Source organism: Methylobacterium sp. AC690 (assembly GCF_979256535.1).
Window position 1 is genome coordinate 37,328 of sequence record NZ_CEEDOX010000027.1, and the last position, 13,974, is coordinate 51,301.

The 13,974-nt window shown below is 67.6% G+C and carries 12 protein-coding genes, 1 tRNA gene and 1 pseudogene; 3 read left to right on the top strand and 11 right to left on the bottom strand.

Annotated features, from left to right (window positions below; translation table 11 throughout):
* Nucleotides 1-33: 33 nt before the first annotated feature.
* The 6 genes from AC0IY1_RS23415 to AC0IY1_RS23440 all read right to left on the bottom strand — a co-directional run bounded on the left by AC0IY1_RS23415 (nt 34) and on the right by AC0IY1_RS23440 (nt 9,302).
* A complete protein-coding gene (locus tag AC0IY1_RS23415; RefSeq protein ID WP_471772816.1) occupies nt 34-1,791 on the bottom strand; it encodes an MFS transporter in 1,758 nt (585 codons plus the stop codon).
* A 335-nt stretch (nt 1,792-2,126) separates the two neighbouring features.
* A complete protein-coding gene (locus AC0IY1_RS23420; RefSeq protein ID WP_055952278.1) occupies nt 2,127-3,821 on the bottom strand; it encodes a cation acetate symporter in 1,695 nt (564 codons plus the stop codon).
* A complete protein-coding gene (locus AC0IY1_RS23425; RefSeq protein WP_055952280.1) occupies nt 3,818-4,126 on the bottom strand; it encodes a DUF485 domain-containing protein in 309 nt (102 codons plus the stop codon). The genes AC0IY1_RS23420 and AC0IY1_RS23425 overlap by 4 nt, the downstream gene beginning before the upstream one ends.
* Nucleotides 4,127-4,256: 130 nt before the next feature.
* On the bottom strand, nt 4,257-6,206 hold the full coding sequence (acs, locus tag AC0IY1_RS23430; protein WP_471772818.1) for an acetate--CoA ligase: 1,950 nt from the start codon (nt 6,204-6,206) through the stop codon (nt 4,257-4,259).
* Between the two features lie 147 nt (nt 6,207-6,353).
* Nucleotides 6,354-6,599, bottom strand: a complete 246-nt coding sequence (locus AC0IY1_RS23435; RefSeq protein WP_471772820.1) for a hypothetical protein — start codon at nt 6,597-6,599, stop codon at nt 6,354-6,356.
* 87 nt (nt 6,600-6,686) lie between these two features.
* Nucleotides 6,687-9,302 (bottom strand): PAS domain-containing sensor histidine kinase, encoded by a 2,616-nt coding sequence (locus AC0IY1_RS23440; protein ID WP_471772821.1) that lies wholly within the window; start codon nt 9,300-9,302, stop codon nt 6,687-6,689.
* A 300-nt stretch (nt 9,303-9,602) separates the two neighbouring features.
* On the opposite strand from AC0IY1_RS23440, the gene AC0IY1_RS23445 reads away from it, so the two are divergent.
* Nucleotides 9,603-10,094 carry a phasin gene (locus AC0IY1_RS23445; protein WP_055952300.1) on the top strand — a complete coding sequence of 164 codons (492 nt, stop codon included), beginning with the start codon at nt 9,603-9,605 and terminating at the stop codon, nt 10,092-10,094.
* A 218-nt stretch (nt 10,095-10,312) separates the two neighbouring features.
* Nucleotides 10,313-10,627 carry a hypothetical protein gene (locus tag AC0IY1_RS23450; RefSeq protein ID WP_471772823.1) on the top strand — a complete coding sequence of 105 codons (315 nt, stop codon included), beginning with the start codon at nt 10,313-10,315 and terminating at the stop codon, nt 10,625-10,627.
* Nucleotides 10,628-10,735: 108 nt separating this feature from the next.
* Here AC0IY1_RS23450 and AC0IY1_RS23455 read toward each other — a convergent pair whose 3' ends face one another.
* Together AC0IY1_RS23455 and AC0IY1_RS23460 are read right to left on the bottom strand one after the other, a co-directional pair.
* Entirely contained in the window at nt 10,736-11,398 is a 663-nt protein-coding gene (locus tag AC0IY1_RS23455) for a L,D-transpeptidase (protein ID WP_471772826.1), read from the bottom strand.
* Nucleotides 11,399-11,632: 234 nt separating this feature from the next.
* Entirely contained in the window at nt 11,633-11,971 is a 339-nt protein-coding gene (locus AC0IY1_RS23460; protein WP_471772828.1) for a VOC family protein, read from the bottom strand.
* 231 nt (nt 11,972-12,202) lie between these two features.
* Here AC0IY1_RS23460 and AC0IY1_RS23465 point away from each other — a divergent pair.
* A tRNA-Arg gene (locus tag AC0IY1_RS23465) sits at nt 12,203-12,315 on the top strand.
* 426 nt (nt 12,316-12,741) lie between these two features.
* Here AC0IY1_RS23465 and AC0IY1_RS23470 read toward each other — a convergent pair.
* The 3 genes and pseudogenes from AC0IY1_RS23470 to AC0IY1_RS23480 form a co-directional block, all read right to left on the bottom strand.
* Nucleotides 12,742-13,086 carry a hypothetical protein gene (locus AC0IY1_RS23470; RefSeq protein ID WP_471772830.1) on the bottom strand — a complete coding sequence of 115 codons (345 nt, stop codon included), beginning with the start codon at nt 13,084-13,086 and terminating at the stop codon, nt 12,742-12,744.
* Nucleotides 13,087-13,129: 43 nt separating this feature from the next.
* Nucleotides 13,130-13,681: pseudogene (locus AC0IY1_RS23475) on the bottom strand (lysozyme).
* Nucleotides 13,681-13,974: hypothetical protein (locus AC0IY1_RS23480; RefSeq protein ID WP_471772832.1), on the bottom strand; the 294-nt coding region annotated here is incomplete at its 5' end. The pseudogene AC0IY1_RS23475 and the gene AC0IY1_RS23480, both read right to left, overlap by 1 nt.

A 13,974-nucleotide genomic window follows, 5' to 3' on the forward strand; every position in this document is an offset into this window, starting at 1 on the left:
TCGCGGCGGGGCCCCTCGGGGGAGAGCCAGGCCTCAGCGGACCGGGTTCTCGTCGTAGGTGAAGATATCGCGATCCTTGGTCTCCGGGATGAAGAGGAGACCGATGACGAAGGTCATCGCCGCGATCGCGATCGGGTACCACAGGCCGTTGTAGATGTTGCCGGTCTGGGCGACGATGGCGAAGGAGGTCGCCGGCAGCAGGCCGCCGAACCAGCCGTTGCCGATGTGATAGGGCAGCGACATCGAGGTGTAGCGGATGCGGGTCGGGAACAGCTCCACCAGGGCCGCCGCGATCGGGCCGTAGACCATCGTCACGTAGAGGACGAGGATCGTCAGGATGCCGATGACCACGAGCTTCTGGCCCGTGAAGATGTCGATCGGATTGGCGGCCTTGACGATGCTGGCATTGCCGGCCGGCGCCGGGTAGCCCGCCGCGGTGAGCGCCGCCGGCACCGCCTTGGCGAAGGCCGGGTCGGCGACGGGGAAGTCCTTGCCGGCGATGGTCACGATGGTCGGTGCGCCGGCGGCGACCGGCTCGGTGGTGTAGTTCACGGCGGAGCGGGCGAGCAGCGCCTTGGCGACGTCGCATTCCTTGGTGAACTTGGCCGTACCGACCGGATTGAACTGGAACGAGCAATCGTCCGGGTTGGTCTTGACCACCACCGGCACCGTGGACTGCGCCTGGTAGAGCGCCGGGTTCGCGTTGGCGGTGAGTTGCTCGAACAGCGGGAAGTAGGTCAGCGCCGCGATCAGGCAGCCGCCGAGGATCACCGGCTTGCGCCCGATCTTGTCGGAGAGCGCGCCGAAGAACAGGAAGCCGCCGGTGGCGAGCAGCAGCGACCAGGCGATCAGCACGTTGGCGGTGAACTGGTCGACCTTGAGGATGCTCTGGAGGAAGAACAGGGCGTAGAACTGCCCGGCGTACCAGACCACCGCCTGGCCGGCGGTGAGGCCGAGCAGGGCGAGGAGCGCCCACTTGGCATTGCGCCACTGGCCGAAAGCCTCCGAGAGCGGCGCCTTGGAGTGGGTGCCTTCCTCCTTCATCTTCTTGAAGGCCGGGCTCTCGTTCATCTGGAGGCGAATCCAGACGGAGATGAGCAGCAGCACGCAGGAGACGAGGAACGGGATGCGCCAGCCCCAGGCCTGGAAGGCCGTGAGGGTGGTCTGGGTGCCGTCAGCGGCCGTCGTAACCGTCGGCGCGTAGGCACCGTTCACGTAGCCCTGCGTCGACAGGATGATGATCAGCGAGAGCAGCAGTCCGAGGGTCGCGGTCGTCTGAATGAAGGCGGTGTAGAAGCCGCGGCGGCCTCGTGGGGCATGCTCGGCCACGTAGACGGCCGCGCCGCCGTACTCGCCCCCCAGAGCCAGACCCTGGAGCATGCGCAGCGCCAGCAACGTCACCGGAGCGACCCAGCCGATGCCGTAGCCGTTCAGGGTATCGTAGGAGGGCAGCAGGCCGACGCAGAAGGTCGAGATGCCCATGATCAGGATGGTGATGAGGAAGGTGTGCTTGCGCCCCACCATGTCGCCGAGCCGGCCGAACACCAGGGCGCCGAAGGGGCGGACGAGGAACCCGGCCGCGAAGGCGAGCAGGGCGAAGATGTTGCGCGTGGCTTCCGGATACGCCGAGAAGAACTGCGCCCCGATGATCGTCGCGAGCGATCCATAGAGGTAGAAATCGTACCACTCGAAGACGGTGCCGAGGGACGAGGCGAGAATGACTTTCTTCTCGCCGGCGCTCATCGGCCGTGTGGCCGGATCGCTGATGGGAATTGCGCTGGACGCAACCATGGGACGTTTCTCCAAGTCTCGTTCTGCCCGGGCGTAGTCCACCCGTGACGTGTTTGACCCTGCAGGTCCCGAAGCCTTGTCGCTCAGCCTGCCCGGACTGTTCAGGCGCACCGATTGCGCGAGCCTATGCCTGGGACCCGTGGCCGGATGCTAGGCCACGCCATGTTTTCGCCCAAGTCCCAAACACCGCCGCACAGTCCTGAATTCGGATATTTTTCAAGTCTTCCCGAAATTTTTTTTGCATTTGGGAGGGATTAGAATTCAGGGTCGCAACGAAAGAGGGCGCGACTTGCGTCGCGCCCTCTCATCTCGCCGACACTGATGGGGTCAGTGGCTCAGTGTGCGTGGGCTCCATCGGCGCCGATCCCGGTCTCCGAGCGAACGAATTGCGCATCGAAGAGTGCGCGCTCACGCTGGGCCCGCTTGGTGTTGTCGAGCTTCGAGACGACGATGATCGTCAGGAAGGCCAGCGGCATCGAGAACAGGGCCGGATTGTCGTAGGGGAAGATCGCCACCGGGTTCCCGAAGGTGGTGACCCAGACGGCCTTCGACAGAACCACCATGCCGACCGCCGCGACGAGGCCGACGAGGCCGCCGATGAGGGCGCCCCAGGTGGTGGTGCCCTTCCACAGGATCGACATGGTCAGGACCGGGAAGTTGCAGCTCGCCGCGACCGAGAAGGCGAGACCGACCATGAAGGCGACGTTCTGGTTCTCGAAGACGTAGCCGAGATAGATCGCCACGATGCCGATGACGACGGCGGCGATCTTGGAGAGCCGGACCTCGGCGGCCTCGTTGGTGCGCCCGCGGGCGATCACCTGGGCGTAGAGGTCGTGGCTCACCGCGGAGGCGCCCGCGAGGGTCAGGCCCGCCACCACCGCCAGGATGGTCGCGAAAGCCACGGCCGAGATGAAGCCCAGGAAGTACGGGCCGCCCACCGCGTTGGCGAGGTTCACCGCCACCATGTTGGTGCCGCCGATCATGCCCTTGAGCTTGTCGAAGGCGCCGGCCGCGTCCAGGGAGAAGTAGGCCGGGTCGGACATCAGCAGGGCGATGCCGCCGAAGCCGATGATGAAGGTCAGGATGTAGAAGTAGCCGATCAGGCCGGTGGCGTAGAACACCGACTTGCGGGCCGCCTGGGCGTCCGACACCGTGAAGAAGCGCATCAGGATATGCGGCAGGCCAGCCGTTCCGAACATCAGGCCGACGCCGAGCGAGATCGCCTCGACCGGATTGTTGACGAGGCCGCCCGGCGCCATGATCGCGTCACCCTTGGGGTGAGTGGCGACGGCGGCGGCGAAGAGGGCCTCGGGGTTGAAGCCGTACTTGTACAGGACGGCGCCGGCCATGAAGGTCGCACCGCCGAGCAGCAGGCAGGCCTTGATCACCTGCACCCAGGTGGTCGCCTTCATGCCGCCGAAGGCCACGTAGACGATCATCAGCACGCCGACGATGATGACGGCGTAGAGATAGGGCAGGCCGAACAGGAGCTGGATCAGCTTTCCGGCACCGACCATCTGGGCGATCAGGTAGAACGCCACCACCACCAGCGTGCCGGTGGCCGAGATGATGCGGATCGAGGTCTGGTCGAGGCGGAACGAGGCGACATCGGCGAAGGTGAACTTGCCGAGGTTGCGCAGGCGCTCCGCGATGAGGAACAGCACGATCGGCCAGCCCACGAGGAAGCCGGTGGAGTAGATCAGGCCGTCGAAGCCGGAGGTGTAGACGAGGCCCGAGATGCCGAGGAACGAGGCGGCGGACATGTAGTCGCCCGCGATGGCCAGCGAGTTGGTGCCCGCCGAGATACCGCCGCCGGCCGCGTAGAAGTCCGCGGCCGACTTGGTGCCCTTGGCGGCCTTGTAGGTGATGCCGAGGGTGAACAGCACGAAGAACGCGAACATGCCGATGGCCGGCCAGTTCGTCGCCGATTGCTTGACCGCCCCGAGGTCAGGACCGGCGGCGTAGGCGGCCGTTACGGCGAGGGCCGCCAGGGCTGTGCCGAGGACGAGGGGATGCTTGAGGCGGATCATCGGCCGACGTCTCGCTTGAGGGCGGCGGTCAGCTCGTCGAAGCGGCCGTTGGCGCGCTGGACGTAGATGCCGGTGAGGATGAAGGCGAGCACGATCACGGTGACGCCGAGGACGAGACCGAGGGAGGCGGTGCCCCCGCCGATCTTCACGGCCAGCAGTGCCTTGTCGAAGGCGATCAGCCCGATGAAGCCGAAATAAATCAGCAGCATGATGATGGTGAGCGTCCAGCCGAAGCGCGTGCGCTCGTGGACGAGTTCCTTGAAATGCGGGCTCTGCGCAATGCGCGCAGTCTCCAGGTCGGCCATGACGGTTTTCTCCCAGGGATCCGCCTCTTGCCAGGGCGGCTTCCGGATTGAAGGCGTTTGGATTGTGGGGGGCAGAGGTCCGCGCGGAGTGGGGGTCACCCCCTCCGCGCGATCGAAGCGCCGGACTCGCTCAGTGCGTCCGGTTCTGGCGATTCTCGATCAGGTCGTCGACCACCGCCGGCTCGGCGAGCGTCGAGGTGTCACCCAGCGACGAGAATTCATCCTCGGCGATCTTGCGCAGGATGCGGCGCATGATCTTGCCCGAGCGGGTCTTGGGCAGGCCCGGTGCGAACTGGATCAGATCCGGCGAGGCGATCGGCCCGATATCCTTGCGGACCCAGGTCACGAGCTCCTTGCGCAGTTCGTCCGAGCCCTCCTCGCCCTCCATCAGGGTGACGTAGGCGTAGATGCCCTGGCCCTTGACGTTGTGGGGATACCCGACGACCGCGGCCTCCGAGACCTTCGGGTGGGCGACGAGGGAGGATTCCACCTCAGCCGTGCCCATCCGGTGACCCGAGACGTTGATGACGTCGTCGACCCGGCCGGTGATCCAGTAATAGCCGTCCGCGTCGCGGCGGCAGCCGTCACCGGTGAAGTAGTTGCCCGGGTAGGTCGAGAAGTAGGTCTGCTCGAAGCGCTCGTGATCGCCGTAGACGGTGCGCATCTGGCCCGGCCAGGAATCCTTGATGCAGAGGTTGCCCTCGCAGGGACCGTCCAGGGTCTTGCCCTCGGCATCGACCACGATGGGCTGGACGCCGAAGAACGGCCGCGTCGCCGAGCCGGGCTTCAGCTTGGTGGCGCCCGGGAGCGGGGTGATCAGGATGCCGCCGGTCTCGGTCTGCCACCAGGTGTCGACGATGGGGCAGCGGGAATCGCCCACGACCTTGTAGTACCAGTCCCAAGCCTCCGGGTTGATCGGCTCGCCGACCGAACCGAGGACGCGCAGGGAGGCGCGGGAGGTCTTCTTCACCGGGCCCTCGCCGCCACCCATCAGCGAGCGGATCGCGGTGGGCGCGGTGTAGAAGATGTTGACCTTGTGCTTGTCGACCACGTCCCAGAAGCGGGAATTCGACGGGTAGGTTGGAATGCCCTCGAACATCAGGGTCGTCGCGCCGTTCGCGAGGGGCCCGTAGACGATGTAGGAGTGACCCGTGACCCAGCCGACATCGGCGGTGCACCAGTAGACCTCGCCCTCGCGGTAATCGAAGACGTACTGATGCGTCATCGACGCGTAGACGAGATAGCCGCCGGTGGTGTGGACCACGCCCTTCGGCTGGCCCGTCGAGCCGGAGGTGTAGAGGATGAAGAGCGGGTGCTCGGCCTCCACCGGCTCGGCCGGGCACTCATCGGTCACCTGGGCGGCGGCCTCGTCGTAATAGACGTCGCGGCCGGCTTCCATCGCGATCGACGACCCGGTGCGGCGCACCACGACGACGTGGTCGACGCTGTCCTTGGGCAGGCGGGCGATCGCCGCGTCGACATTGGCCTTCAGCGGCACCTTGCGGCCGCCGCGCAGCCCCTCGTCGGCCGTGATGACCATCTTGGAGGCGCAGCCCTCGATGCGGCCGGCCAGGGAATCCGGTGAGAACCCGCCGAAGACGATGGAGTGGATCGCGCCGAGGCGGGCGCAGGCGAGCATCGCGTAGGCCGCCTCGGGGATCATCGGCAGGTAGATGGTGACCCGGTCCCCCTTCGACACGCCGCGGTTGCGCAGCACATTGGCCATCTTGCCGACTTCGGAATGAAGCTGACGGTAGGTGATGTGCTTGGATGCGCTCGGGTCGTCGCCTTCCCAGATGATCGCGACCTGATCGCCCCGCGACGCGAGATGGCGGTCGATGCAGTTGTAGGCGACGTTCGTTTGCCCGTCCTCGAACCACTTGATCGAGATCTGCCCAGGCTGGAAGCTGGTGTTCTTCACCCGTGTGAAAGGCGTCATCCAGTCGATGCGCTTGCCGTGCTCGCTCCAGAACGTCTCTGGATCGGCGACGGAGGCCTGATACATGGCCAGGTACTGAGCGTTGTCGACGTGGGCGCCTTCGCTCCACGTCGAACGCACTTCGACCACCTTCTCGTCCATCGCGTTGTCCCTATCGGTGCCCGATCGTATCGCGACTGTTCACGCAGCCGGGTCTTCCAAATACCGTCATAGGCTCAACGACATATTCCCCGCAAGCACCCATATGGCTAAGGGCGGGACAGGACCGTGGTTTTGTTTGAACGAATGTCAGTTGCAGCCAATGCAGATGCCGGTCTCGACCTTTTTATCGATGGCGCGCTGCTTGCGGGTGGCGTCGGACGTGCGGTCCTCGTCCGGTGCGGCCCCGCGGCCCGGCGGCTTGGTCACGCCGGTCGAAGTGATGTTCCGGAACTGACCGGCCGATCCCATATTCGGCTCGGTTCCATTCTGCTGGGCCAGGGCAACCCCCGGCAAACCGATCCCCAGGACGGCGATCAACGTCAACGCACGCATCATTGTCTCCATGGCAGGCGAGGGCTCCCCTCCGCTCTGGATCCAACGCACGCTGCGTAGGCCGGTTGCAGCGACGCCGGCCCGCTCTCAGGCCCGCTTCGTCGCCCCGGGCACGGGGAACAGCATCTCCACCAGGGTGCCCTCGTCCTTCCGGCTCGAGATGTGGAAGCGACCGTGATTGGCCTCGGTGAGGGCCTTGGTCAGCGGCAGCCCGAGGCCGGTTCCGCGGGAGGGTTCGACCGGGAGGCCCGACCGGAAGGGATGCAGGGCCCCCTCCATCTCGGCCGCCGACATCCCGGCCCCGGTGTCGCGGATGCGCAGGGCGATCTCCCCGCGGTCGGCGAGCGAGGTCGAGACGATGACCTGTCCGCCGGCCTCGGTCAGCGCGATGGCGTTCGCAATGACGTTCAGGGTCGCCTGCCGCACGAAGCGCTCGTCGGCCGAGAGAACCGGCAGGTCGGTGGAGAAGCTCGTGCGCAGGACGATGCGCCGCCGGACGGCCTCCGGGTGGAGGAGGGCGACGCAGCGCGAGACCACGTCGTTCAGGGACATGTCCGCGATGACCCGGTCGACCTTCCCGGATTCGATGCGCGCCAGGTCCAGCAGATCCGTGACGAGATCGAGCAGGCGCGTGCCCGAATCATGCACGCCCTGGAGGGACGCCTGGTCGTGCTGCGACCCCGTCGAATGACCGGACCGGTCGATGAGACCGTCGAGCGAATCGAGCATCGCCTTCAGCGGCGCCTGGATCGTCTGACCGACCTGGGTCAGGAGCTCGGCCTGCTGCGAAATCGCGTCCCGCTCCGCCGGCGCGGTTCTCAGGTCGGCCACATGACGCAGGTCGGCCCCGACCCGGTCAGGCATTGCGGGCGCGTCGCGGATCACCGCGCAGACGCGCTCCTCCGCGTCGCCGGAGAGCGGCAGCAGCTTCACCCGAAGACGACGACCCGTGCCGCGTGCCGCCACCGGCATCTCGTCCCGCACCGGAGCGCCCGGCTCGGCGTGCAGGCGTGCCAGCAGGTCGACGGCATGCTCGGAGGCGAACAGGCCGAGGAAACTCGCGCCCACCACCTCGCGGGGCTCGAGCCCGAAGGTCTCGGCGGTGCGTCGGTTCAGGGAGAGGATGCGGGCCTGATGATCGAGCAGCACGATGCCGTCCTCCAGCGCATCGAGCACCGCGCGGGCATCGAGGCTGTGGCGGGCGGCGAAATCCTGCGCGATCGCGGTCGCCTTTGCGGCGCGGGCATCCTCGCTCGGCTCCGCGTCGCGGGCGAGCAGAAGCTGTGCGGGTCGACCGGCCCATTCCAGGGCGGATTGCTCGATCAGGACGCTGACCCGCCCGCCGCCGCGGGTCGCGAGGACCAGGGGTGCCTCACCCGCCGGACGGTCCTGCGGATCGAGGCCACCGAACAGATGGACGATCCCACCTTCCGCCGTCAGCTCCTCCCGCGTCGCGTACCCGACGAGGCGCAGGAGGGGCTGGTTGGCGAACAGCACGGTGTCGTCGCGGTAGACCAGTACGCCGGCGGGAATGCGCTCCAGGGTCGCCACCATGGCACCATCGGGCATTGGCTCCTCGGACGACCGCACGAACGGGACCGGAAACGGCATCACCGCGCAGGGCAAGCTGGGCTCGGCTTCCTTGTCCGAACGCTCATCGCCCGCGAACCGGGCACCGAGGGCGCGCGCGATCTCGCGGAACGCGGCGTGCTCGTGGCTCGAAAGATGCGGATCGGAGGACTCGACAGCGGCCTCGTCCGGCGCATCCGCCACGGCCTCGACCGGAGCATCGGCAATTACCTCGGCCTCAGCGTGCGAGGCCGCATGCGGATGGGAAGCGGCCATTTCCGCAGGTATCGGCGATGCGGGCGCCGGTTCGATCTCGGGTTCCGAGGAGGTCGCCACCGGAGCCATAATCGACCGGATCTGCCCGAAGCCGCGAAAGCCCGAACCGGCCCGATTCCTCGGCGCGCCGGACACGTCGAGGTCGCAGAGGCCGCCATCCGCCGCGAGCAGCGTCAGCGGGATCGCCCGGAAGGTCCGCCCCAGGTCGAGGGCGGCGAGCAGGCCACCGGCATCGCGCAGGATGTCCGCGTCAGCCAAGGCCTGCCAGCTCCGCCCCTCGAGGCGTCGGCGCAGGGCCGGCCCGGCTGCCGGCGAGACCTGGAGGATCGTCCCCGTCGCGTCGCTCTCCCAAGTAAAGCGCTGCCGGGCGACGATCGGCGCCTCCGTCTCGACGACCGGCTCGTGCGAGACCGATTCTTGCGCGACCGCGTCTTGGGTGACCGCGTCTTGGGTGACCGGCGCGTTCACGTCGTCTGGCGCGTCCGGCGCAACGCTCGGATCGCTATCGACCGCCGATGCGCCGTGTTCGCTGCGCGGACGACGAGGCGGCAGCCGAATCGGCAGCGGCGTGTTCGCGACGAGCACGACGGCATCGTGCGACTCGGTGAGGGCGACGCGCATCACGCTGAACAACACCGGCGGTGCAAGGCGACGGGCGTCGAGATGCAACCGCATCAGCAGCGGCTGATTCGTCCGCAGGGGGGCGCGCCCGATCTGCTCGCCGAGCCGCAGTGCCGCGTCGACGCGGCCGTCCGCTCCGCCAATGCCGTCTCGGAGGCTCTCGGCCCGAGGCGAGGCGTGCAGAATCCGCGTCCCGTCCGCATCAAGGAGCAGAATCGCCGTTCCGGGATCACTCATGCGGGCGCTGAGGCGCGAATCATCCGCGCATCGACGCAGAGCCGCCTGGATCGCCCCATCGTCCTTCCAACCCGGCCCTGAGGCTCCACTCTCGAACATCCGCACCTGTTTCGCGTGACGAATCTTGGAACGTGACGTCCTTTTTACCGCGTCACCGCCTCTCCATAAGCCACGAGAGGGGCCGCCGCACGTTTACCTGTTGTCAACCTTAATGCTCCCGAGCAGGGTGGCATAGGGCTGGGGCTGTGCTATTGTGCAGCGCACAACAAGCCATCAACAATTCAGAACGAGGAGAGGATAATGAGCAGCACCCCGAATTACGAGGTTCCCGCCGAGATGCGCGATTTCGCCGAGAAGAGCGTCGATCAGGCCCGCAAGGCCTTCGACACCTTCATCAGCGCCGCCCGCCGCACCGCCGACACCGTGCAGGGTTCCGCCGAGATGGCACGCACGAATGCGCACGACGTGTCCGCCCGCGGCTTCGAGTTCGCCGAGCAGAACGTGACGGCGGCCTTCGACCTCGCCCAGAAGCTTGTCCGCTCGCGCGACCTGCAGGAAGCCATGCAGCATCAGGCCGAGTTCGTGCGCAGCCAGTTCGCCGCGATCCAGGCCCAGGCCAAGGAGTTCGGTGGTCTCGCCCAGTCGGCGATCCAGCAGAGCGCCGAGAAGGCCAAGGGCGCCATGCAGGAAGGCGCCGAGCATGCCCGCAAGGCCATGGAGCAGGGCTCCGAGGCCGCTCGCAAGGCCGGCAGCGATGCCGAGCAGGCCATGCGGAACGCGACCAACTCCTGATCGCCTGTCCGCGGAGCTCTCGCGGCTCCCGCCTCGCAGCCCGCTTCGCCCCCGGCCGAGCGGGCTGTTTGCGTTCAAGGCCGCGCGTGCCGGCCGAAACTGGCCGCGAGGCCCTGTGTCGAGAACGAGACTTGCCCACCAGAGGCGTGTCTCCTAACCCTGACGCCGCGCCGTGCCCGGGTGTCCCGGAGCGGCGCGGTCAACGAGGGCGTAAGACCATGCGACGTATCTCCCGAGGCAGTCTGATCCTCACGGTTCTCGTCGGGCTGTTCGCGGCACAGAGTGCCAGCGCGCAGTATTACGATGACGGCTACGATCGGCCGCCGCCGCGCCGGGCCTATGAGGAGCGCCGCCTGCCGCCCCGCCGCGAGGTCGGCTTGAACTGCGACGCGGTCCAGTCGGGCCTGACCGGCTTCCAGCCCTATTCCTGCCCGCTCCCGGGTCCGCGGCCGCTCGGTGTGCGCTGCTTCTGCAACATGCCGATCGCGCCCTTCAGCCCGCCGCAGACCGCGGTCGGGCGCGTGGTCCCCTGAGCGTTCGAAGTCCCCTGAGCGTTCGAAGAGCCGACGCGCCGAACGCAGAAAGCCGCGTCATCCTCCCGGATGGCGCGGCTTTCCAACTGATGGTCCCGTCGGAAGATTTCAGTTCAGGACGACGACCTTGGCGCCAACCTTCACCCGCTCGTAGAGGTCGGTGACGTCCTCGTTGGTCATCCGGATGCAGCCCGACGACACGGCCTGACCGATCGTATCCGGCTCGTTGGAGCCGTGGATGCGGTACTCGGTGCTGCCAATGTACATGGCGCGGGCACCGAGCGGGTTCTCCACGCCGCCGGCCATGTAGCGCGGCAGGTCAGGACGACGGGCGATCATCGCGGCGGGGGGCGTCCACGACGGCCACTCCTTCTTCGCGGTCACCGTCTTCACGCCCGACCAGGTAAAGCCCGGGCGACCGACGCCGACGCCGTAGCGAAGGGCCTCGCCATTCGGCATCACGAAGTAGAGGCGCCGCTCGGCCGTGGAGACCACGATCGTACCCGGCTTATAGTTTCCGTCGAAGGCCACGATCTCGCGCGGGATCGGGGCGACCTGCGCCTGGGGCGCGGCCTGGTAGCCCTGTCCGGCGGCGGCCGGGTAGCCGTACGGATCATCGGTCGTGCGGCCGTAGCCGTAGGCCGGATCGGACGAGTAGTAATCCTCGCCGGAATTCGTGCCGAACGGATCATAGGGAGCCGCCAGAACAGGGCTCGCGGAGAGAACGCAGACACCGAGTATGCCTGTGAGGGCGGTCGCCAAGGTCTTCATGTTGGATCCCTTACCTATGCCGTAACCTTTGCTATACAAGCGTAAGCATGGGACAGTGGTTCCACGGCCTGCGAGAAATCCGTCGTTTTTGCGGCGACCCCGGTTTTAATCCCTCTCTGTCGCCGCCCGCATGAGGGCGGCCGAAGTGGGAATGAGGCGGTTGTGGACGAGGTCGCGTCCGGTCTTGTCGGTCATGGCAGCCATCCGCGCCCAGAGTTTGCGGGGGAGGGTCGGTCAGCGCCTCTGCTGGTTCATCGTCCAGAGCACGCCGTAGGGGTCGTGCAGATGGTCGTAGCGATCGCCCCAGAACATGTCGGCCGGTGGCATTACGACGGTCGCGCCGGCCGCGACGGCCTGGGCGTCGCGCGCGTCGAGGTCGTCCACCATCGGCATCAGGGCAAAGGCCTGCGGCGGCTGCAGCACATGGCCGTGCTCGGGAAACGCGTCGCTTAAAATCGGAGACGCCCCGTTGCGGTAGAAATGCACGTGCATCGTCCGGCCCTGGTCGTCGACGGACATCGCAGTGGCGATCTCCGCCCCGAACGCCTCGACGTAGAACGCTGCCGCCTTCATCGCCCCTGCCTGCGTCAGGTCGGCGACGATGGTTCGGCATCCCACAGGGCCGGAGGGACTTTTTCAAGCGTCCCTGCGCGCGAAGCGTCGGAACGGCCAGCCCGGCCCGTCGTCGCACGCCGCGCGGCGACCCGCCTTGGGTGCCGAAAACCGGGGCCTCGCCACCGGGACCGAAAGGCTTGACCCCGGGCGGGACCCATGCCTTTTACGGGCCCTGGCACCCCCGACTCCGTAGCTCAGCTGGATAGAGCAGCCGCCTTCTAAGCGGCAGGTCTCGGGCAAGGTTACACGCTGTTTTGTCTACGCGAACATCAACGAAACACGCTGCTCGCTCCCTGTCAGTAGCGCACTCGTAGCAAACGCGTCAGGGGACCCGGTGGGGTTCGCAACGGCTCGCGAGGGCGGCTTCCATCTCCCGGAACCGCGCCAAGGCCCGGGCCGCGACGTCCTTGTCGACCGGCGTGGGGCCGAGAGCATCCAGACCAGCCATGCCCTGATGGCGTGATTAGCCAGCAAGGCCGGGATGGTGAGCACGGACCTCAGGGCCCGCTTGGCGAGATCCCCGTCCGAGGTCCGGTCCAAGGCCATGCGATCCATTGGGGAAAGGCGAACGACGACGACCGCGAGGGCCGTCACGGCCGTCAGCAGGGTCGCGGCGTACCGGGCGAGCAGGAGCGTCACTGCAGGCCAGACGGAACCGAAGGCCACTGCTACGAGGCAGTACGGCAGCGCTCCGAGCGCCCGGATGGCGAGCTTCCTGGCGTCCATGGTCAGTGCCCCTTCCTGAGGGTGCGGGCGACGTCGCCGAACGCGGCCTGGACCTCGTCGACGCCGGCGGTGCCGAACCGCGTGGTCAGGTCCACCGCCTTCGTCCCGGGCGGGAGCTCGAAGGTCGCCCCTGGGGTGAGGGTTAGGGAGTGCAGGTCCCGGCATGGGCAGGCGGAAGGCTTCGACCTTCCAGCCTTGGCATCCCGCAGGGCGACGAAGGTCGCGACCTGGTCGTCGGTCATGGTCTTGGCGAGCCACACCAGGGAGCCGTGCCGGACTATCTCGGCCAGGAACCCGAGGGCCATGGCGAGCGCGATCAGGGCAGCCAGAATTTCGAGCGTCTGCATGATCAGGCGGCCTTGAAGGTGTCTTCGGCTGGCTTGGTCATGGTCAGATTCCCTTCAGGCAGAGGGCGCGTTCCTGCGTCCGGCGCCGAGTCAGGCCCGGCATCGGGAGGCCCGCGGCGCGGTTGAACTTCAGCATCGCGTCGCAGGCGGCGCGGGTGTCCCCGGCGTTCCAGAGGCGGGCGACCGACGACTTGCAGAAGCCGCCCGAGCCGATGTTGTAGGAGAGGCTCAGGAAGGCGGCGTAGGTCTCGTCGGCCATCGGCCGGGTGACTCATGCCTCCAGCCGGAGGGCGTACTTCTCCAGGCTCCGGGCGAGCATCGCCTTGCACTCGGAGACCGTGAACGTGTCGCCGCGCCTGATCCCGTCGGTCTCGCCGTAGCAGGCCGTCCAGGGTTCGCGTCCCGTCGCCGGGTCCGGGTAGGCCGTGGTGCGCAGGCCCTCGAACCCGCCGACGAGGCCGGTGCACAGGGCGGCGGCCGCGGCGGACCGCTTCAGCCGGGAGCCGACCTTCGGGCCCGTCGGGCGGGAGGCAGGCGCGGCGGGAGCCGGAATTCCGGTGGCCACGGCAGGCTTGCGGAGGAGCCAGGCGAACATCAGGCCTGCTCCCCGGAGACCTCGGGCTGCGCGATCAGGCGCGCCCCGGTCGCGATGAGGTTCACCAGGCCGTAGCCGACGGCGAACCACACCGGGTTGACCGGGGGCGCACCGACAAGGACCAACATGCCGAGGGCCACCGCCGAGGCGACGGTCGCGACGGCGTTCAACTGGAACGACCAGCTATGGCGGACGACCTGCCAGAGGTTCGGGACGGGCTTGGGCTTCCTCACGGCTGAGGCCTCCGGATGCGGGTGCGACGAGGCGGGACCACCGGAGGCGGGGGCGGGGGT

Coding starts and splice junctions, on each gene's coding strand:
- AC0IY1_RS23415 (WP_471772816.1), bottom strand. CDS start 1,791: ATGGTTGCGTCCAGCGCAATTCCCATCAGCGATCCGGCCACACGGCCG.
- AC0IY1_RS23470 (WP_471772830.1), bottom strand. CDS start 13,086: ATGCAGACGCTCGAAATTCTGGCTGCCCTGATCGCGCTCGCCATGGCC.
- AC0IY1_RS23440 (WP_471772821.1), bottom strand. CDS start 9,302: ATGAGTGATCCCGGAACGGCGATTCTGCTCCTTGATGCGGACGGGACG.
- AC0IY1_RS23445 (WP_055952300.1), top strand. CDS start 9,603: ATGAGCAGCACCCCGAATTACGAGGTTCCCGCCGAGATGCGCGATTTC.
- acs (WP_471772818.1), bottom strand. CDS start 6,206: ATGGACGAGAAGGTGGTCGAAGTGCGTTCGACGTGGAGCGAAGGCGCC.
- AC0IY1_RS23435 (WP_471772820.1), bottom strand. CDS start 6,599: ATGCGTGCGTTGACGTTGATCGCCGTCCTGGGGATCGGTTTGCCGGGG.
- AC0IY1_RS23455 (WP_471772826.1), bottom strand. CDS start 11,398: ATGAAGACCTTGGCGACCGCCCTCACAGGCATACTCGGTGTCTGCGTT.
- AC0IY1_RS23460 (WP_471772828.1), bottom strand. CDS start 11,971: ATGAAGGCGGCAGCGTTCTACGTCGAGGCGTTCGGGGCGGAGATCGCC.
- AC0IY1_RS23420 (WP_055952278.1), bottom strand. CDS start 3,821: ATGATCCGCCTCAAGCATCCCCTCGTCCTCGGCACAGCCCTGGCGGCC.
- AC0IY1_RS23425 (WP_055952280.1), bottom strand. CDS start 4,126: ATGGCCGACCTGGAGACTGCGCGCATTGCGCAGAGCCCGCATTTCAAG.
- AC0IY1_RS23450 (WP_471772823.1), top strand. CDS start 10,313: ATGCGACGTATCTCCCGAGGCAGTCTGATCCTCACGGTTCTCGTCGGG.